Origin of the sequence: Roseisalinus antarcticus (assembly GCF_900172355.1) — a bacterium.
Taxonomy (GTDB): domain Bacteria; phylum Pseudomonadota; class Alphaproteobacteria; order Rhodobacterales; family Rhodobacteraceae; genus Oceanicola; species Oceanicola antarcticus_A.
Genome location: NZ_FWFZ01000004.1, coordinates 119338 through 137767, shown reverse-complemented (window position 1 = coordinate 137767; position 18430 = coordinate 119338). Strand labels below are relative to the sequence as shown.

Annotated in this window: 21 protein-coding genes; 8 read left to right on the top strand and 13 right to left on the bottom strand. The window is 66.1% G+C overall.

From position 1 onward, the window contains the following. Complete coding sequence (argJ, locus tag ROA7023_RS05720) at positions 1 to 1218, top strand: bifunctional glutamate N-acetyltransferase/amino-acid acetyltransferase ArgJ (RefSeq protein WP_085878054.1); 1218 nt, start codon at positions 1 to 3, stop codon at positions 1216 to 1218. Positions 1219 to 1268: 50 nt separating this feature from the next. Then, complete coding sequence (locus ROA7023_RS05715; RefSeq protein ID WP_085878053.1) at positions 1269 to 1667, top strand: (deoxy)nucleoside triphosphate pyrophosphohydrolase; 399 nt, start codon at positions 1269 to 1271, stop codon at positions 1665 to 1667. 487 nt (positions 1668 to 2154) lie between these two features. On the opposite strand, the gene infB is transcribed toward ROA7023_RS05715, so the two are convergent. The 6 genes from infB to pip form a co-directional block, all read right to left on the bottom strand. Next, positions 2155 to 4650 (bottom strand): translation initiation factor IF-2, encoded by a 2496-nt coding sequence (infB, locus tag ROA7023_RS05710; RefSeq protein WP_085878052.1) that lies wholly within the window; start codon positions 4648 to 4650, stop codon positions 2155 to 2157. Positions 4651 to 4658: 8 nt separating this feature from the next. Continuing rightward, positions 4659 to 5276, bottom strand: a complete 618-nt coding sequence (locus ROA7023_RS05705) for an RNA-binding protein (RefSeq protein ID WP_085878051.1) — start codon at positions 5274 to 5276, stop codon at positions 4659 to 4661. Between the two features lie 26 nt (positions 5277 to 5302). Beyond that, on the bottom strand, positions 5303 to 6916 hold the full coding sequence (gene nusA, locus ROA7023_RS05700; RefSeq protein WP_085878050.1) for a transcription termination factor NusA: 1614 nt from the start codon (positions 6914 to 6916) through the stop codon (positions 5303 to 5305). A 3-nt stretch (positions 6917 to 6919) separates the two neighbouring features. Continuing rightward, entirely contained in the window at positions 6920 to 7510 is a 591-nt protein-coding gene (gene rimP / locus ROA7023_RS05695) for a ribosome maturation factor RimP (RefSeq protein ID WP_085878049.1), read from the bottom strand. Positions 7511 to 7678: 168 nt separating this feature from the next. Then, positions 7679 to 8560, bottom strand: coding sequence for an ABC transporter substrate-binding protein (locus tag ROA7023_RS05690; RefSeq protein ID WP_085878048.1), 882 nt, complete (start codon positions 8558 to 8560; stop codon positions 7679 to 7681). Beyond that, positions 8557 to 9546: a prolyl aminopeptidase gene (gene pip, locus ROA7023_RS05685; protein WP_085878047.1), complete on the bottom strand. Its 990-nt coding sequence runs from the start codon at positions 9544 to 9546 to the stop codon at positions 8557 to 8559. Before pip ends, ROA7023_RS05690 begins: the two co-directional genes overlap by 4 nt. Before the next feature lie 65 nt (positions 9547 to 9611). Here pip and ubiG point away from each other — a divergent pair, with 65 nt between their 5' ends. The 3 genes from ubiG to ROA7023_RS05670 all read left to right on the top strand — a co-directional run bounded on the left by ubiG (position 9612) and on the right by ROA7023_RS05670 (position 11981). Continuing rightward, positions 9612 to 10346 carry a bifunctional 2-polyprenyl-6-hydroxyphenol methylase/3-demethylubiquinol 3-O-methyltransferase UbiG gene (gene ubiG / locus ROA7023_RS05680; RefSeq protein WP_085878161.1) on the top strand — a complete coding sequence of 245 codons (735 nt, stop codon included), beginning with the start codon at positions 9612 to 9614 and terminating at the stop codon, positions 10344 to 10346. A gap of 73 nt (positions 10347 to 10419) precedes the next feature. Beyond that, positions 10420 to 11177, top strand: a protein-coding gene (locus ROA7023_RS05675) for an IS5 family transposase (RefSeq protein ID WP_143535453.1) whose coding sequence is annotated in 2 segments (ribosomal slippage) — positions 10420 to 10738 and positions 10738 to 11177 — 759 coding nt in all. Because the reading frame shifts where the segments join, the coding sequence is not laid out codon by codon here. Positions 11178 to 11258: 81 nt separating this feature from the next. Beyond that, a complete protein-coding gene (locus ROA7023_RS05670; protein WP_085878046.1) occupies positions 11259 to 11981 on the top strand; it encodes an FkbM family methyltransferase in 723 nt (240 codons plus the stop codon). Positions 11982 to 11993: 12 nt separating this feature from the next. On the opposite strand, the gene ROA7023_RS05665 is transcribed toward ROA7023_RS05670, so the two are convergent. Genes ROA7023_RS05665 through ROA7023_RS05650 form a run of 4 tightly spaced genes read right to left on the bottom strand, consistent with a single transcriptional unit; the run spans position 11994 to position 14259 of the window. Next, positions 11994 to 12437 (bottom strand): MarR family winged helix-turn-helix transcriptional regulator, encoded by a 444-nt coding sequence (locus ROA7023_RS05665; protein WP_085878045.1) that lies wholly within the window; start codon positions 12435 to 12437, stop codon positions 11994 to 11996. Then, positions 12434 to 13264 carry a carbon-nitrogen hydrolase family protein gene (locus ROA7023_RS05660; protein WP_085878044.1) on the bottom strand — a complete coding sequence of 277 codons (831 nt, stop codon included), beginning with the start codon at positions 13262 to 13264 and terminating at the stop codon, positions 12434 to 12436. Before ROA7023_RS05660 ends, ROA7023_RS05665 begins: the two co-directional genes overlap by 4 nt. After that, positions 13261 to 13518, bottom strand: coding sequence for a glutaredoxin 3 (grxC, locus tag ROA7023_RS05655; RefSeq protein ID WP_085878043.1), 258 nt, complete (start codon positions 13516 to 13518; stop codon positions 13261 to 13263). Before grxC ends, ROA7023_RS05660 begins: the two co-directional genes overlap by 4 nt. Positions 13519 to 13545: 27 nt before the next feature. Further along, a complete protein-coding gene (locus ROA7023_RS05650) occupies positions 13546 to 14259 on the bottom strand; it encodes a ComF family protein (protein ID WP_085878042.1) in 714 nt (237 codons plus the stop codon). 29 nt (positions 14260 to 14288) lie between these two features. Here ROA7023_RS05650 and ROA7023_RS05645 point away from each other — a divergent pair, with 29 nt between their 5' ends. Both ROA7023_RS05645 and hemH read left to right on the top strand, forming a co-directional pair. After that, complete coding sequence (locus ROA7023_RS05645) at positions 14289 to 15119, top strand: methyltransferase domain-containing protein (RefSeq protein ID WP_085878041.1); 831 nt, start codon at positions 14289 to 14291, stop codon at positions 15117 to 15119. 63 nt (positions 15120 to 15182) lie between these two features. Next, positions 15183 to 16253, top strand: coding sequence for a ferrochelatase (gene hemH, locus ROA7023_RS05640; RefSeq protein WP_085878160.1), 1071 nt, complete (start codon positions 15183 to 15185; stop codon positions 16251 to 16253). A gap of 16 nt (positions 16254 to 16269) precedes the next feature. On the opposite strand, the gene ROA7023_RS05635 is transcribed toward hemH, so the two are convergent. After that, positions 16270 to 16467, bottom strand: a complete 198-nt coding sequence (locus ROA7023_RS05635) for a hypothetical protein (RefSeq protein WP_085878040.1) — start codon at positions 16465 to 16467, stop codon at positions 16270 to 16272. Positions 16468 to 16542: 75 nt separating this feature from the next. Then, entirely contained in the window at positions 16543 to 17121 is a 579-nt protein-coding gene (locus ROA7023_RS05630) for a L,D-transpeptidase (protein ID WP_143535452.1), read from the bottom strand. Positions 17122 to 17282: 161 nt separating this feature from the next. Here ROA7023_RS05630 and dalA point away from each other — a divergent pair, with 161 nt between their 5' ends. Then, positions 17283 to 17858 (top strand): divisome-associated lipoprotein DalA, encoded by a 576-nt coding sequence (gene dalA / locus ROA7023_RS05625; protein ID WP_085878038.1) that lies wholly within the window; start codon positions 17283 to 17285, stop codon positions 17856 to 17858. Between the two features lie 16 nt (positions 17859 to 17874). Here dalA and ROA7023_RS05620 read toward each other — a convergent pair whose 3' ends face one another. Beyond that, entirely contained in the window at positions 17875 to 18366 is a 492-nt protein-coding gene (locus tag ROA7023_RS05620) for a L,D-transpeptidase family protein (protein WP_085878037.1), read from the bottom strand. Positions 18367 to 18430: the final 64 nt, after the last annotated feature.

Below are 18430 nucleotides of genomic sequence, written 5' to 3'. Positions count from 1 at the left end.
ATGGCAAAGGTCTCGCCCCTCGCGCCCGCCAGCTTTCCCGCGCTCCCCGTGATCGAGGGGGTGCGGTTCGCCTCCGCCGCGGCGGGTGTCCGCTATCCGGGGCGGGTCGATGTCATGCTGGCGGAGCTGGCCGCCGATTCGGTGATCGCCGGGGTCTTCACGACCTCGGCGACCCGCTCGGCGCCGGTGCTGGATTGCCAGGCGAAACTGGCTGGGCCCGCCTCCGGGCCTGCCGCAATCCTGGTGAATTCGGGCAATTCCAACGCCTTCACCGGGCGCAACGGCGAAGAGGCGGTGGATGCGCTGGTCGGGCAAGTGGCCGAAACGCTCGGCTGTTCGCCCTCGCGGGTGTTTACCGCGTCGACCGGCGTGATCGGAGAGCCCCTGCCCCACGCCCGCATCTCGGCCAAGCTCGAAGAGCTGAAGGCGGGCCTGGACCCTGCCGGGATCGGGAGCGCGGCGCGCGCGATCATGACGACCGACACGTTCGCCAAGGGATCGGCCGCCGAGATCGAGGTCGGCGGCGGGACCGTGCGCATCGCCGGTATCGCCAAGGGCTCGGGCATGATCGCGCCCGACATGGCGACGATGCTGGTCTACATCTTCACCGACGCGCTGATCGGACAGCCGGCCCTGCAGGCGCTGGTCAAGGCGCAATCCGACCTGACCTTCAACTGCATCACCGTGGACAGCGACACCTCGACCTCGGATTCGCTGATCATGGCGGCGACGGGCGCCTCTGGCATCGACGTGACCGACAGCGTGACCTTTAACGACGCGCTGCATGGGGTGATGCTGGATCTCGCGCACCAGGTTGTGCGCGACGGCGAGGGGGCGACGAAATTCGTCGAGGTCAGCGTGCACGGGGCGCGCACGAACGGGGACGCGCGCCGGGTGGCGAGCGCCATCGCGAACTCGCCCCTGGTCAAGACCGCCATCGCCGGAGAAGATCCGAACTGGGGCCGCATCGTCATGGCGGTCGGCAAATCGGGCGCGGAGGCGGACCGCGACCGGCTGACGATCCGGTTCGGCGACATCACCGTGGCCGAGAACGGCTGGGTCGCGCCCGGCTACTCCGAGAAGGCCGGGGCAGATTACATGAAGCGGCAGGAGCTGTTGATCGAGGTCGACCTCGGGCTGGCGGGCGGCATGGCCACCATGTGGACCTGCGACCTGACTCACGGCTACATCCAGATCAATGCGGACTACCGCTCGTAGGGTGGGTCAATGACCCACCCTACCTGCCGCCCGCTCACCGGAAGACGTCCATGAAGATCATCCTCGTCTCTGCAGTGGCCCTGATAGATGTCGACGGGCGGGTCCTTCTGGCGCAGCGCCCCGAGGGCAAGTCCATGGCCGGTCTCTGGGAGTTTCCCGGCGGCAAGGTTGAGCCCGGGGAGTCTCCGGAGGCCGCCCTGATCCGTGAGTTGCACGAGGAGCTGGGCATAGGCACCTGGAAAAGCTGCCTTGCGCCGCTGACCTTCGCCTCGCACGGCTATGACGACTTTCACCTGCTGATGCCACTCTTCGCCTGCCGCCGGTGGGAGGGCACGCCACAGTCGCGCGAGAACCAGGCGCTGAAATGGGTTCGGGCGGGAGATCTGCGGAAATATCCGATGCCCCCGGCCGACATTCCACTGATTCCCATCCTGCGCGACTGGCTCTGATCCGGCCGACCCTCGGGCCTGATCGCACGCGATATACGCCGTCATTTCCTATGGGAGCGATGCAACATTAATTCGTTGCCGAAATTATTGGCCGTTTTTCTTGCGGATTGTTTAACCTTTATGTCCTAATATGAACCAGTAGAGCTTTTTGGGGGAGGCAAGATAGATGCTGCGAACGATCGTGATTGGTACTTGTGTTTCGATCCAAGGTGTCCTCGAACAAACACTGGCGAATGGGATGCTGGTGGTTCGTGTCGGGGACAAGACCTATACTGGTCGCGCGGTATCCGCTGCCGCGAGGGCATGACGCCTCGCAATCCGCAATCATGGCGTCCTTTGGGGCGCTGTCCGTTTCCGATCTGACGTCGGCCCACAGGACGCCAGGCTCGCCGTCTCGATCAGACATGCAACATCGGCCCGAACCTGGCCACCAAAAAAGGCGCCCGTCGGGGCGCCTTTTTCCGTTTCATCCCGCGTTTTGGCCAGTTCAGAGCGAGCGCTCGACCTCTTCGCGGGTAAAGATCTCGATGACATCGCCGGGGCGCACGTCCTCGTAGTTTTCGAAAGCCATCCCGCATTCCTGCCCGGACTGGACCTCGGCCACTTCGTCCTTGAACCGCTTGAGCGTCTTGAGCGTGCCCTCGTGGATCACGACGTTGTCGCGCAGCAGACGCACACCGGCGGAGCGGCGCGCCACCCCTTCGGTCACGAGACACCCGGCGACCTTGCCGACGTTGGAGACCTTGAAGACCTCCTTGATCTGGGCATAGCCGATGAAGTTCTCGCGCACCTCGGCAGACAACAGACCCGAGGCCGCTGCCTTCACGTCGTCCACGAGGTCGTAGATCACGCTGTAATACCGGATCTCGACGCCCTTCTGGTTGGCCGTGTTCCGCGCACTGGCATTGGCCCGCACGTTGAACCCCATGATCGGCGCCCCGGAGGCCTCTGCCAGACCGACGTCGGTCTCGGTGATGGCGCCGACACCGTAGTGAAGCACGCGCACGCGGACCTCGTCGTTACCGATCTTCTCCATCGCCTGGACGATGGCCTCGGCAGAGCCTTGCACGTCGGCCTTCACCAGGATCGGAAGCTCGGCCACGTTCTCGTCGGCCTTCGCCTTCTGCATCAGCTGTTCGAGCGTCGTCGCAGCCCCGGCGGCGGCGCGCTTCTCCTTGGCGGCGCTCTCGCGATATTCCGCGATCTCGCGGGCCTGCGCCTCGGTGTCGACCACGTTCAGGACGTCACCCGCCTCTGGCGTGCCGTTGAGGCCAAGAACCTCCACGGGCACCGACGGGCCGGCTTCCTTGACGCGTTCGCCCTTGTCGTTGACCAGCGCCCGGACCTTGCCCCACTGCTCGCCGACGACGAAGATGTCGCCCTGCTTCAGCGTGCCGTTCTGAATCAGAACGGTGGCAACCGGACCGCGGCCCACGTCAAGCTGCGCCTCGATCACCGCACCTTGGGCGGCCCGGGTCGGGTTCGCCTTCAGTTCGAGGATCTCGGCCTGCAGCGCGATCGCATCGAGCAGCTGGTCGAGACCCTGACCCGTATGGGCCGAAACCTCGACATCCTGGACGTCGCCCGAAAGCTCCTCCACGATGACTTCGTGCTGAAGCAGATCGGTCCGCACCTTCTGTGCGTTCGCGGCCGGCTTGTCGATCTTGTTGATCGCCACGATCATCGGCACCTTCGCCGCTTTCGCGTGGTTGATGGCCTCGATCGTCTGCGGCATGACCGCATCATCCGCCGCCACCACCAGCACGACGATATCCGTCACCTGCGCCCCGCGGGACCGCATGGACGTGAAGGCCGCGTGACCTGGCGTGTCGAGGAAGCTGAGCACCGAGCCGTTGTTTGTCGTCACCTGGTAGGCGCCGATGTGCTGGGTGATGCCGCCAGCCTCGCCGTGCACGACACGGGCGTTGCGGATCGCATCCAGGATCGAGGTCTTGCCGTGGTCGACGTGGCCCATGATCGTGATGACGGGCGGACGCGACACGAGGTCCTCGGGCTTGTCGTCGACCGCGTCGATCACCTGCTCGACATCCGAATCGGATACGCGCACGACCTTGTGGCCGAATTCCTCGATGATCAGCTCGGCGGTATCGGCGTCAATCGTCTGGGTCTGGGTCGCCATGATGCCCGCTTGCATCAGCGCCTTGACCACGTCGGCCACGCGCTCTGCCATACGGTTGGCGAGTTCGGACACCACGATGGCCTCGGGCAGCTGCACGTCGCGCACGACCTTTTCGCGCTCGACCGGGCCGCCCATCGCCTTCTGACGCGCCCGCTCCTGCTTGCGCTTCATCGCGGCCATGGATTTCTGACGACCGCCTTCGCCGCCGCGCAGCGCCTGGTTGAGCGTCAGCTTGCCGGAGCGGCGGCCATCGTCGCGGGCCGCCTTGCCGCGCGGGCGATCGTCACGCTCGCGCTCGGGCTTCTTGCTGCCGCCGGGCCGGGCACCGGTGCCGCCCACGGGCTCTGTCGCGCCAGGGGGCGTGGTCGCGGCGGGCTGCTCGGGCGCGGCTTTCGCAGCTTCCTCGGCGGCCTTGGCTTCCTGAGCTTCGCGCTGCTTGCGCTCTTCCTCGTCGGCCTTGGCCTTGGCGCGCTCTTCGCGTTCCCGCTCTTCGCGCTCCTTCGCCTCGATCTCTTCGCGGCGGCGGGCGCGATCGTCCTCGCGGGCCTTCTCCTCGGCCTCGCGCTTGGCCTGGTCGTCGGCCTCGCGTGCCTTGGCCATGGCCAGCGCCTTCATCCGGCGCTCCATCTCTGCCTCGGAAATCCCCGCAGGACGCTTGGAGGGGTCACCGCCAACCTGGGACCCGCCTGCCTTGCCGGCAGCCCCGGGCTTCGGGACAACGACCCGCTTGCGTTTGGTTTCCACCACGACGTTCTTGGTCCGGCCATGGCTGAAGCTCTGCTTCACGTTCCCCGGCCGGGAACCGCGCAGACCAAGTGGTTTCTTGCCGTCGGTATCGCTCATCAAATTGTCTAGTCCTTCCGGGCAACCCCCTGGTCGCCTGTGTTTTCGCGCAAACCCTTAAGTCTCGCGGCTTCCTCTACAACACGGTCGCTGAGTCCACCAGTGGCGAGCGCGCCATGTATCACACTTTCCCGTCCGAACGCCATCCCCAGCTCCGACGAGGTGAGGCAATCGAAGTATCGCGCCCCTGTCGGAGTCCAGAGTTTGGCCTTGCCCCTGACGGAGCCGTCGCTGGCCTGGAACAGCACCCGAACGGGTTTGTCCGCAAGCCAGCCCTTCACCTTCTCGAACCCGGCCACGGCCCGCCCCGATTTTCGGGCAAGCGCCGTGAGGTCGATGACCCGGCGCACGAGCTGGCGCTCGATCTCGTCGACCATGCCGTCGGGCACCTGGACCTTGGCCTTCGCCGCCCGCGAGAATTGCGCGGAGGTCGCCTTGCTCAGGATCTCCCGATTCGAGGTGACCCACATGCCCCTTCCCGGAAGCTTTTCCAGAATGTCCGGGACGATCCCGTTATCTGGGGTCGCCACGAAACGGATCAACCCCTGGCGGGGTTGAACCTCTCCCGAGACGATACACCGCCGCTCGGCGATGTCCCGGTCCTTTGTGCGTCCACCGCGTGTCATCACGAACCCCCGGCCGGGGCCTGCCCTCAGGCCTCGGCCTCCTCTTCGACCGCGGCCTCTTCGTCCAAATCGGGCAGCAGGTCGTCCGGATCGACCCAGCCCAGCAGGACCCGCGCGGTCATCACCATGTCCTGGGCTTCCTCGAGGCTCACCTCGAAGGGCTCCAGCAGACCTTCGTCCTTCTTGCGCTCGCCGTTTTCGGTGGTCCAGCCGCCGGCCAGCTCCCAGTCGGCACAGGTCGCGAAATCCTCCAGCGTCTTGATGCCGTCGGTCGCCAGCGCCAGCACCATGACCGGCGTCAGCCCCTCGAAGTTCACCAGGCTGTCCTCGACCCCAAGCTCGCGGGCCTTGGCCAGCGCCTGCTTGTTCTGCTCGTCGAGGTAATCCCGGGCCCGCGCCTGAAGCTCGGAGGCGGTGCCGTCGTCGACCCCGTCGATCACCAGCAGCTCGTCGGCCTCGACATAGGCCACCTCCTCGAGGTTGGTGAAGCCTTCGGAGACCAGCAACTGGGCAAAGAACTCGTCCAGGTCCAGCGTGTCCATGAACAGCTTGGTGCGCTCTTCGAACTCGGCCTGACGGCGCTTGGATTCCTCTTCCTCGGTCATGATGTCGATGTCGAGCCCGGTCAGCTGCGACGCCAGCCGGACGTTCTGGCCGCGCCGGCCGATGGCCAGCGACAATTGCTCTTCCGGCACCACCACTTCGATCCGCTCGGCGTCCTCGTCGAGAACGACCTTGGAGACCTCGGCCGGCTGCAGCGCGTTCACCAGGAAGGTCGGCATGTCCTCGTTCCACGGGATGATGTCGATCTTCTCGCCCTGAAGCTCGTTCAAAACGGCCTGCACCCGGCTGCCCCGCATGCCGACGCAGGCGCCGACCGGGTCGATCGAGTTGTCGTAGGAGATTACGGCGATCTTCGCCCGGCTGCCCGGGTCACGGGCCACGGCCTTGATCTCGATGATGCCCTCATAGATTTCGGGCACCTCCATCTTGAACAGCTCGGCCATGAATTCCGGCGCCGTGCGCGACAGGAAAACCTGGGGGCCGCGCTGCTCGCGACGCACGTCCTTGACGTAGACCCGGATCCGGTCGTTCGGGCGATAGCTCTCGCGGCCGATCTTCTCGTTTCGACGCAGCACGCCCTCGCCCGGGTTCAGGTCGACGATGACGTTGCCGTATTCCTCGCGCTTGACCATGACGTTGAGGATGGTGCCGACGCGGTCCTTGAACTCCTCGAACTGCTTGTCGCGCTCGGCTTCGCGAACCTTCTGCAGAATCACCTGCTTGGCGGACTGGGCGGCGATCCGCCCCATCTCCACCGGCGGGATCTCCTCGACCAGCGTGTCGCCCACGGCCGGGGTCTCCATGTACTGCTTGGCCTGCTCGACGGTGAACTCGGCCTGGTAATTCTCCAGCTCCTCGTCCTCGACCACGGTGCGGACGCGGGTAAAGGTCGCGCGGCCGGTCTTGCGGTCGATGGACACGCGAATGTCCATTTCGGCGCCGTAGCGCGACTTGGCGGCGCGGGCGAGGCTCTCTTCCATCGCCTCGACGACAAGGCCGGGGTCGATCTGTTTCTCGCGCGCGACGGCCTCGGCGGTCTGCAACAATTCCAGCTGGTTTGCCGATGTAATCGCCATGGCTCAGGTCTCCTCTTCAGAACCGTCAAGCACGGTCTGCACTTCGTCAAATTGTGTCTCGTCGATCTGGCCCGCATCCTTGCGGCCCCGCAGCACGTCCCGGATCAGCTCGTCCGTGAGGACAAGCTTGGCATCCGACAGCCACTCGAACTCCAGCCCGATGGTGACGGGTGCGCCGGCCTCCTCGATCTCGATCAGGATCTCGCTGCCCTCGGTCCCCTCAAGCACCCCCTTGAAGCGCTTGCGCCCGTCGATCAGCTCGGTGGTCTCGATCTTGGCGACATGATCCTTCCAGCGGTCGAAATCCTTCAGCCGGGTCAGCGGCCTGTCGATCCCGGGCGACGAAACCTCAAGCGTGTAGGCATCCAGGATCGGGTCCTCGACATCCATCACCGCCGAAACGGCGGTCGAGACCTGGGCGCATTCGTCCACCTCGATCTGACCGTCGGGGCGCTGCACCATGATCTGCAGGATCGGCGCCTGCCCGCCCATCAGGCGCACACGCACGAGCTCGAACCCCATGTCCTCGATGACGGGCTGGATGATCTCGGCGATTCTGCGGTCCATCGCCGACTTGGCGAGAAGGTCCGACATAAGGGGTCTCCAGACACAAAAAAACGGGCCAGCGGCCCGTTACGGTTTCCGGTGGGGCGTCAGGTTTGGACCCTGACACACCGCTGTTGGAAGGCACATAGGCCCCGGCCCGGAAAATAGCAAGCCCGCCCTTCATCTTGGCCGGAAAACTCCCGCCGGAGGCACATCTCAGGCCGCCCACCACCGTTCGAGGAAACGCGCATCGTCCATCGGCCCTGGGCCGAGGACCGCCGGCAGGCCGACCCGGTCGGACACCGCCTGCACCCAGCCATCCACCTCGTCGACCCGGTGACCGCCGCCCGCCCGCAGCATTCCGACCGCATGAAGCCCCAGGCCCGCGGCCGCATCGACCCGCCCGGACCGCAGCGCCGCCAGCCGCACCTCGGCCGGATCCAGCGCCAGAACCTCGACCCGCTCGAACCACCCCGCACGGCCGTCTTTCCAGTGCTCCGCCACCCGGCGGCCGGTGAAGGATCGCCCCGGCTCGAATCCGGCAACCCGGTAGAGCCCGGTTCCGACCGGCCCCGGCACACCGCCGCGCGGCACGATCAGGCGCGGATCCGACAGGCGGTAGGGCAGATCCGGATCCGCCTCCGTCAGGACCAGGCGCAGCCGCAACCGGTCCAGCGCCGAAATCTCTGCGACCCCCGACAGCGGCCCGTCCGTGCCAAGCCGCCGGCTGTAGGTCTCGACCACATCCGCCGCGACAAGCGGCCCTCCGTCATGGAACCGGACACCGTCGCGCAGGGCGATCTCCCAGATCCGGGCGCCCTCGGTCGGCTCCCATTCCACGGCAAGCTCCCCGCGCAGGGTGCCGTCGGCGGCGACCTCGGTCAGCGTGTCGAAAACGGCGCCCGCGCCAACCGCCCGCATGAACAGCCCGTCATGCGACGCCCCGTCCCAGCCATCCGCCAGGGATGCCCCTCCAAGCCCGGCCCGCAGCGCCCCGCCGCGCACGCCCGAGGCACGCACCGGCACACCCGACGCGGCAAAGACCGCCGCCGCCAGACCCGACGCCAGCAGCGCCCGCCGGTTCGCGATCCCGCTCATACCAGGCCCATCCGGTCTCGCCGCGCGGCGAACATGTCCATGACCCGCACCAGCTCGGCCGAGATCCCGGGCTCTGACAGCGCATGACCCGCCTTGCCGATCATCTTCAGCTGCGAGGCCGGCCAGCCCTCGGACAGGGTCCAGGCCGAATAGGGCGGGCAGATCATGTCGTACCGCCCCTGAACGATCACGCCGGGAATCTGCGCGATGCGGTCCAGCCGGTCCAGGATCCGCTTGTCGCCAAGGAACCCGCCATGGGTGAAATAATGGTTCTCCAGCCGTGCGAAGGCGCGGGCGTAATCGGCGGGCGATTCGCCCCCGGCGCCCTCGTTGTGGATCGAGGCCAGCGCGTTCTCCCAGCTGGCCCAGGCCCGCGCGAATCGCGTCTCCTGCATCACGTCGCCGGAGAACAGCCGCCGGTGATAGGCCGCGATCAGATCGTCGCGCTCGTCGGCGGGAACCATGCCGGAAAACCTCTCCCACAGCTCGGGAAAGAACTTGCCCGCGCCGCCGCCATAGAACCAGTCAAGCTCCGGCTGGGTCATCAGGAACACGCCGCGCAACGCCAGCGCCATCGTTCGCTCGGGGTGTTCCTGCGCATAGACCAGCGCCAGGGTCGCCCCCCAAGAGCCGCCGAAAACGATCCAGCGCGAGATCCCCAGCACCTCGCGAATCCGCTCGATATCGGCCACCAGGTGCCAGGTGGTGTTGCTCTCGACGCTGGCATGGGGCCGCGACCGGCCACAGCCCCGCTGGTCGAACAGCACCACGCGATAGACCTCGGGGTCGAAATAGCGCCGCATCGCCGGCGAACAGCCGCCGCCCGGCCCGCCATGCAGCACGATCACCGGAATCCCCTCGGGGTTCCCGCATTGCTCCACGTAGATCCGGTGCGAATCGCCCACGTCCAGCATCCGCTGGTCGAACGGGTCGATCGGCGGGTAGAGATGCGTGGGCGCGCGTTTTTGACCAGAGACCTTGTCCATGCCCGTCCTATATAGGGGCGTAATCCGGGGTTCACCCCAAAACAGATGACATGACAGAGGTCGCCATGCAAACCACCGTCGATGACGCAGAAATCGCAAAGTTCGAAGCGATGGCCGCCGAGTGGTGGGACACCGAGGGCAAGTTCAAGCCGCTCCACATGCTCAACCCCTGCCGGCTGGATTACATCACCCGCCAGATCGCAGCGGAATTCGGCCGCGATCTGACCACGGCAGAGCCGTTCAAGGGCCTGCGCCTGCTTGATATCGGCTGCGGCGGAGGGCTGCTGTGCGAGCCCATGGCCCGCCTCGGCGCCACCGTCGTCGGCGCCGACGCCGCGCCGCGCAACATCCCCGTCGCCCAGATCCATGCCGAGCAATCCGGCCTGACCATCGACTATCGCCACACCACCGCCGAGGCGATGGCCGAAGCCGGAGCGCAATTCGACGTCGTGCTGAACATGGAGGTGGTCGAGCATGTGGCCGACCCCCTCGCCTACCTGACGGCCTGCCGCCAGCTTCTGCGGTCGGGCGGGCTGCACATCTGCTCGACCATCAACCGCAACCCGAAGAGCTTCGCGATGGCCATCGTCGGCGCCGAATACGTCATGCGCTGGCTGCCCAAGGGCACGCACGAATTCGCCAAGTTCATCACCCCGGCGGAGCTGTTTTCGCTGCTGGAGCAGGCCGGCCTCGACCCGGTCGACAAGAAGGGCTTTCAGTTCAACCCGATCACCTGGTCCTGGCGGATCTCGGACCGGGACCTGACCGTCAACTACGTCACCGCGGCCCTGAAACCCTAGGCTCAGGACCCATTAAACGGGTTGAGGCTGCGCGGTCTGCGTGATTCATCGTCCCCGAACCAAAGGGGGCATGATGAGCGATCTGTATTGGCTGAGCGAGGCTCAGATGGCGCGGCTGAGGCCCTATTTTCCGAAGAGCCATGGCGTGCCACGCGTTGATGGCCGGCGTGTCCTGAGCGGCATTATATTCATCAATCGCAACGGTTTGCGCTGGCGTGACGCGCCGCGGGAGTATGGGCCGCACAAGACCCTCTACAACCGATGGAAAAGGTGGAGCGATATGGGCGTGTTCGCCAGGATCATGACGGGCCTGGCGGCAGAAGCACCGGACAACAAGACGATCTCTATCGACGCGACCTACCTCAAAGCACACCGCACGGCTTCAAGCCTGGGGTCAAAAAAGGGGGGCGTGGACGTCTGATTGGGCGGACCAAGGGCGGCATGAACACCAAGCTGCATGCCGTCACCGATACGATTGGGCGGCCAATCCGGTTCTTCATGACGGCCGGTCAGGTCAGCGACTACACTGGGGCGAGAGCGTTGTTGAGCAGTCTTCCGGCCGCGGACTGGCTGTTGGGGGACCGGGGATATGACGCGGACTGGTTCCGCGAAGCCCTTGCCGACAAGGAGATAACGCCATGCATTCCGGGTCGAAAGTCACGCGACAAGCCTGTCAAATACGACAAGCGTCGCTATAGGAAACGCAACCGGATCGAGATCATGTTCGGACGCTTGAAAGACTGGAGGCGCGTCGCCACGCGCTATGACCGAAGTCCCAAGGTCTTCCTCTCGGCCATTGCTCTCGCCGCAACCGTGATCTTTTGGCTATGAGTCCTGAGCCTAGCGGCGGCCCTTGATGCCCTTGCCGATCTACGGCACCGTCACGCCCGCCGATGCCAAGGACAGGACCCGATGCCCGAAACCGACCTCAAGGACAGGTTCCGCTACTGGTCGGCCTGGCTTGGCAAATCCCTGCCCGGCAAGATCGGCGAGGACGCCGGCACGGAATATTTCCGCATCCGGCGCCTGCAGGAAGGCTCCGACCGGGCCGGTCGCGCATTCAAGGCCTGCGTCAAACGGCTGGGGCCGCAGCATACTGTGATCGACCTCGGCGCGAACATGGGCCGGTTCACGCGGATGCTGTCCAGAACCGGCGCAAGGGTTCATGCCTTCGAACCCGATCCCTGGACCTTTGATGAGCTCAAGTCCCGCGTCCCCGACCATGACAACGTGACCTTTCATCAGGCCGCCGCGGGCGCCGCCGACGGCGAGGCGACCTTTCGCCGCGATCCGGGCTTTCTCAAGAACCGGCAGGGACGGTCCGCGGGCAACGGCCTTTATGATTCGGTTCTCTGGGACGACGGAGACTCCGAGTCGTTCTCGGTGCGCGTCGTCGATTTCGCGGGTTTCATCGAAGGGCTTGGGGGCGACATCGAACTGGTCAAGATGGATATCGAGGGCGCCGAAGTCGACGTTCTCGACCGGCTGATCGAGACCGGGATGCTGGCGCGGATCCGGCACCTCTTCGTCGAGACCCGCGAATGGCAGATCCCGGCGGTGCGTCCGGGCCTTACCCGGCTGCGCAAGCGGCTCGCCCGGGTCGAAAGGCCAGAGATTCACCTGGACTGGCAGTGACCCGGGGCCTCGTCAGGCGTCGTTGAGCAGTTTCAGCCGAAGCTCCCGCAGGACCGGCAGCGCTGCGCGGACCCTGTCTGCGCCCACCTTGTCGACCACGTCCGAGATCAGCGGCGTGACCGCGTCGAGCGCGGCATTCCGCGCGAGCAACCCCGCGGGAGAGATCGACACGAGCTTGCGCCGCGCGTCGTCCCAGTCGGGGCGCACATGGACCCAGCCCGCCCATTCGAGCTTGCCCAGCGTGTTCGACATCGCCCCGCGCGTCAGGTGAAAGCTTTTGGCAAGCTGCGCGGGCGTCCGCTCTATCCCGGTATGGGCAAGGTGGTTGAGAACAAAGAACTGGCTCAGTTCCATGCCCTTGGGCAGGACCTTGGCGACACTCGTGCGGGCAAGCTGCTCGACGGTGATGATCTCGGAGAACAGGGACACCGCAAGGCTGTCGGAGGCGCTTCTCACGGGCCCGAAACCTCGCGATCATGGCTGAGCGAGGGCACGCGGGCACGGGCATCGGCCACGGCCTGCGGGTCGATCTGCAGATAGCCGATGCCCGGCGCCTCTCCCATGTCCAACATGACCTCTCCCCAGGGTCCCACTGCCATCGCGTGACCGTAGGTGCGCCTCGGCTTGCCCTCAACCGATTCATGCAGCCCGGTCTGCGCGGCGGCCAGCACATAGGCCCCGTTCTCGATCGCCCGGGCCCGCAGCAGCGGCTCCCAATGGGCGGCGCCGGTGACGGGCGAGAACGCGGACGGAACCAGCAGGATATCGGCCCCGGCCTGCGCAAGCCTCCGGTATTGTTCCGGAAAACGAAGGTCATAGCAGATGCTCAGCCCGATGGTGCCAAAGGGCGTGGGCACCAGCTCCAGCCGGTCGCCGGGACGGTAGCCCGCGCTTTCGCGATAGCTCTCGGTCTCGGATACGGTGACGTCGAACATGTGGATCTTGTCGTAGCGGGCGGCGATCCCACCGTCCGGACCGATCAGGAACGACCGATTGGCAAAGCGCCCGTCCGGGTCGTCGGTCCTGACCGCGATCGAGCCCAGCGACATCCAGGCGCCGGCCCGCGCCGCCTCCTCGCGCATCATGGCAAGGATCGGGTCCTCGGCCTCGGGGCGCAGAACCTTGCGTTGCCGGACCCTGCTCTGGCTGACGCAATTCGTGACCTCGGGTGTCAGGACAAGGCCCGCGCCCGCGCTCACGGCCTCGCGAAGCATCGTCCGGACGGTGCCGAGGTTGTCCTGCGGATCGTCCGAGCTCGTCAGTTGCAGCAGGGCCGCCTTCACGCCGACAGCAGGGCGTCGAGCTTGCCGGCGCGATCCAGCGCGTAGAGTTCGTCGCAGCCGCCCACGTGCAGGTCGCCGATGAAGATCTGCGGCACCGTGCGTCCGCCCTTGGCGCGCTGGGTCATCTCGGCCCGGCGGGCGGGATCGCGGGCGATGTCGATCTCGGCAAAGCTGACATCCTTTTGGGCCAGCAGTCGTTTTGCGGCATGGCAAAAGCCGCAGGTCTGGGTGGTGTAGATCTCGACAGGTTTCATGCGGGCTCCTTTCGGTTCCCCCATGATCTAGGTGTCTTTTGTCGCGCGGGCCAGTGTCAGCACCCGCACAGAACCCGCGCCCGCTGCGCACGCCGCCTCTGCCGCAGCACCCAGCGTCGCGCCCGAGGTCATCACATCGTCGATCAAGAGCACCGGCTGCCCGTCCAGCCTGCCGCGCCCGCGCGGCACGATGGCCTCTGTCAGCGTGGCGAAGCGTTCTTTCGAGGTCTTGCCGCCAAGGGACGCGGTGCGCACCCGCCTGGTCAGAAGATCGGGAATCACCTTGCGCCCGGTCTCCTTGCCGATGGCATGTGCCAGGAGCGCCGACTGGTTGTAGCGCCGCCCCAGCAGGCGGGTCCAATGCAGCGGGACCGGCACCAGCACGGTGTCGTCCTCCAGCAGCGGGCCGGCCACCCCCGCCATCCAGCGCCCCGCGGGCCCGGCAAGGTCGGTCCGGTCCCCGTGTTTCAGCGCGAGCACAAGCTGGCGGGCCTTTCCCTTGTATTCCAGCGCGGTGCGGCCCTGTTCCCAGGGCGGCGGCGCGGCGATGCAATCGTCGCAAAGGATGCGGCCGCCGTCCTCCTCCTCCCCCGGCAGGGGGGCGCCGCACTGGTCGCAGCAGGTTCCGGTCACGAAGGGCGTCTCTGCCCAGCAGCCCCCGCACAGGGCGAAGTCGGTCGCCGTGCGTTCGTCGCACAGCAGGCACTGGGACGGGTACAGAACCCGGAGCGCACTTTCCATTTCCGGACCATCCTCCTAGATGATCCCGTATGAACACACTGCCTCCGCTGACAGACAGACAGGCCCTGACACGCAACAGGGTGCGCGCCGCGGCCGCCCCGGCCCTCTTTCTGCACGAGGCCTTGGTCAGCGAAGTTCAAGATAGACTCGCCGAGGTTAACAGAGAGTTTACCGCGCCGGCCGTCGTGACCGGCTGGCCGGAGGTCTGGCGCGGGAATTTGCCGCAGGCCCGGATCGTGCCCGATGCCGAGACGCTCGACCTGGCGGTGCAGGGCCATGACCTGGCGATCCACGCCCTGGCGCTGCACTGGGCGGACGATCCCATTGGCCAGCTGGTGCAATGCCGCCGGGCGCTGCGGCCAGACGGGCTGCTGATCGCGGCCCTCTTCGGCGGCCAGACCCTCAACGAGCTGCGTAGCTGCCTCGCCCAGGCCGAGGCCGCGGCGACGGGCGGCCTCTCGCCCCGGGTCCTGCCGATGGGCGAGATCCGCGACCTTGGGGGCCTTCTGCACAGGGCCGGGCTCGCCCTTCCGGTGGCCGATTCGCTGCCCCTGACCGTCCGCTACGAGACGCCGCTGCACCTGATGCGCGACCTGCGGGCGATGGGCGAGCAGAACGCGCTTTACGCCCGGTTGCGGCATCCTTCACGGCGCACGGTGCTGCTCGAGGCCATGCGGCTCTATGCCGAGCGCCACACAGGCGCGGACGGCCGCATCACCGCGACCTTCGAGATCGTGACGCTGACGGGCTGGGCCCCGGACGACAGCCAGCCGGTTCCGCTGCGCCCGGGCTCTGCCACGCACAGTCTGGCCAAGGCGCTGGGCACCTCGGAAACGAGGCTTCCCCCGCGCGACGATTGACCCTAGGGTCTGATGCCTTATGTGCGTAGTGATCCAGACGACATGACAGACGAGGGCAGGCTGATGTTTGACGCGAAATCGGATGGCGCCGCCGTGGCAGAGCGCCCGCACCACGCCCCTGCCGATCATCCGGCGGTCAAGCCTGCGCGGGTCGGTGTCCTGCTGGCCAACCTCGGCACCCCGGACGCAACCGACTACTGGTCGATGCGCCGCTACTTGAACGAGTTCCTGTCGGACCGGCGCGTGATCGATTATTCGCCCTGGATCTGGCAACCGCTGCTGCAGCTGATCATCCTGTCGAAACGCCCCTTCAGCTCGGGCGAGGCCTATCGGTCGATCTGGAACACCGAGGCCGACGAAAGCCCGTTGATGACCATCACCAAGGATCAGACCAACGCCATCGCCGCCACCCTCAAGGCGCGTTACGGCGACGACGTCCGCGTCGATTTCTGCATGCGCTACGGCAACCCCTCGACCGAGAGCAAGGTCCGCGAGATGGTCGAGGCCGGGTGCCGCAAGATCCTGTTCTTTCCGCTTTATCCCCATTACGCCGGCGCCACCTCGGCGACCGCCAACGATCAGTTCTTTCGCGCCCTGATGAAGGAGAAGTGGCAGCCGGTCGCCCGCGTCGTGCCGCCCTATTACGACGAGCCCGCCTATATCGACGCGCTCGCCCAGTCGATCGAGCGGGCCTATGCGGCCAAGGAAAACCGGCCCGACATCCTGGTCTGTTCCTACCATGGCGTGCCGAAACGCTATCTGGAGGAGGGCGACCCCTACCATTGCCAGTGCCAGAAGACGACGCGCCTGCTGATGGAGCGGCTGGGCTGGGACAAGACCGAGATCAAGACGACGTTCCAGTCGCGCTTCGGACCCGAGGAATGGCTTCAGCCCTACACGGTCGAAGAGGTCGCGCGTCTCGCAGAGGCCGGAAAGAAGCGCATCGCGGTCTGTGCGCCCGCCTTTTCGGCCGATTGCATCGAGACGCTGGAAGAGATCAACGAAGAGATCCGCGAGAGCTTCGAAGAGGCGGGCGGCGAGGAATTCACCTACATTCCCTGCCTCAACGACGACACCGCGCATATCGAGGCGCTGAGCGGCGTCATCGGCGAGAACCTGAAGGGCTGGCTCTGACCCTGCCCGTCGGACGCTAGTTGCTGGTGTCGATCGCCGCGGCAATGATCCCGATTACCACGAGAGTGACCAGCGTGCTGGTCGGAAACGACCCGCCCATGGTCTGACGCTCGATGCTTTCCGTCGGGGCGGGCGCCGCGGTGTCCGGGCCGTCCGCGAGGCCGGCGGTTGCGGTGGTCGCGACGATACAGGCGGCAAGGATCAGGCGTTTCATGTGGTTCTCCGGACATGCAGGTGGCCCCCCGACGCACCGAGGGGCCCTTGGGCCGACCATCGCCCGGGGCGAGCCTCAGATCAAGAGCACGCGAGTCCCGACCTGAGTCAGGCTGAACAGCTCGGCGATATGCTCGTTGTAGAGACCGATACAGCCGTTGGAGCTGCGGCGGCCGATCTTGCGCGTGTCGTGGGTGCCGTGGATCCGGTAATACTGCCACGAAAGATAGAGCGCGTGGCTGCCCAGCGGATTGTCGGGACCGGGGCCGACATATTCGGGCCATTCCGGGTTCCGCTCCCGCATCGACGGGGTGGGCCGCCATTCCGGCCCCTCGACCTTGCGCACGACCTCGGTGTTGCCGCGGCGGGTCAGGTCCTCGGTCAGCGGGACGGATGTCGGGTAGAGCTTGTAGATGCTCTGGTCCGACGACCAGAAGTGCAGTGCGCGGCTGCGAATATCCACCAGGATCGCGCCACCCTCGGTGCTGTCGAAATAGGGGCGCCAGTCCAGCGACCGGAACGACGAGATGTTGCGCGGGGTCTGGGTGGAGATATCGCCCTCGATCTCTGTCGAGTTTTCCTGGGCCAACACGCCGGTTCCGACGGCGGCGGCGGACGTGGCGAGGAACCCGCGGCGGGTAAGGGATTGAGACATCATTGGCCTCCATGACTGCTCGAATGGCGCTGTGATATGGCGCGGGCGCCGCAGTCGCAAATCAAACCGGCGTCACTGCGGCAGCTTCACGCCGATGTGGGTTTGAAACGCCACTGCGGAAAGCGTAAGCGGGTCCAAACAAGAGCTGAGGGGCTTTGAAGATGCGGTTCGGTGCGTTTCTGGGACTCGCGTTTCTGACGCTGACCGCTTGTGGCGGATCGGGCAATCAGGTCGCGATCGGGCCTGATGGGCTGCCGCTGCCGCAGATCTACCGAATCGCGCCCGAGGACGCCGCCGAGATCCAGATCCGGATGCTCGACAGCGTCAATTCCCTGCGGCAGGCGGCCGCGCTGCCGCCGGTGGCCTACGATTCCCAGCTCAACGCCTCGGCCGCGACCCATGCCCGCGACATGGCGGTGCAGAACCGGCCCTGGCATTTCGGCTCGGACGGGTCTTCGCCGTTGGACCGGGCGCGGCGCGTGGGCTTTTCCGGCATGATCCTGGGCGAGAACATCTCGGAAAGCTACGAGACCGAGCTCGAGACCCTGGGCGCGTGGATGCAGCAGCCCGACACCCGCGAGGTCATCCTGGACCCCCGCGCCCGGCTGATCGGCTTTTCCTGGTACCAGGAGCCGGCGGGCAAGCTGTGGTGGGTGATGGACATTGGCACGACGGCGGGCGGCGCACCTGCGTCAGCCCCGGCCCCGGCAGCGCCGAGCATGGTCGCGCGCCAGTAGCCCTTGCGGGCGGTTCTCAGGGATAGATCGCGATCGGCGTGCCGTCGCGGACCATCGCATAGATCTGCTCGATCTCGCGGTTCGTCACGGCGATGCAGCCGGCGGTCCAGTCGTCGCGGCGGGCAAAGAGTTTCGGTGTGCCGTGGATGAATATCTCGCCGCCCGGATCGAGGCCAAGCTCCTCGGCGCGGGCGATATCCTCGGCATCGGGATACGAGATGCCGATGGACAGGTGGTAATCGCTGTTGGGGTTGCGCCGGTCGATCGTGTAATAGCCTTCGGGCGTGCGGCCGTCCCCCTCGAAGATCTTGTGGCCAGCCGGGGCGAAGCCAAGCTCAAAGTTATAGGCCTCTAGCACCTCGTCGTTATGCATCAGGAACAACGCGCGCTGTTCCTTGTAGAGGATGACCTGCGTGACGGCAGGGCCGTTGTAGGTCCGGAACTTGGTCGAACACGAAGCAAGTCCCATCAGGACCACAAACAGGATCAGGATCCTTCCGCCGCGCATGTGTCTGCCTCTCGCATTGGCGTTGACGCCGTTTCGCGTCTCATACACCACTTTTCGGACCCGT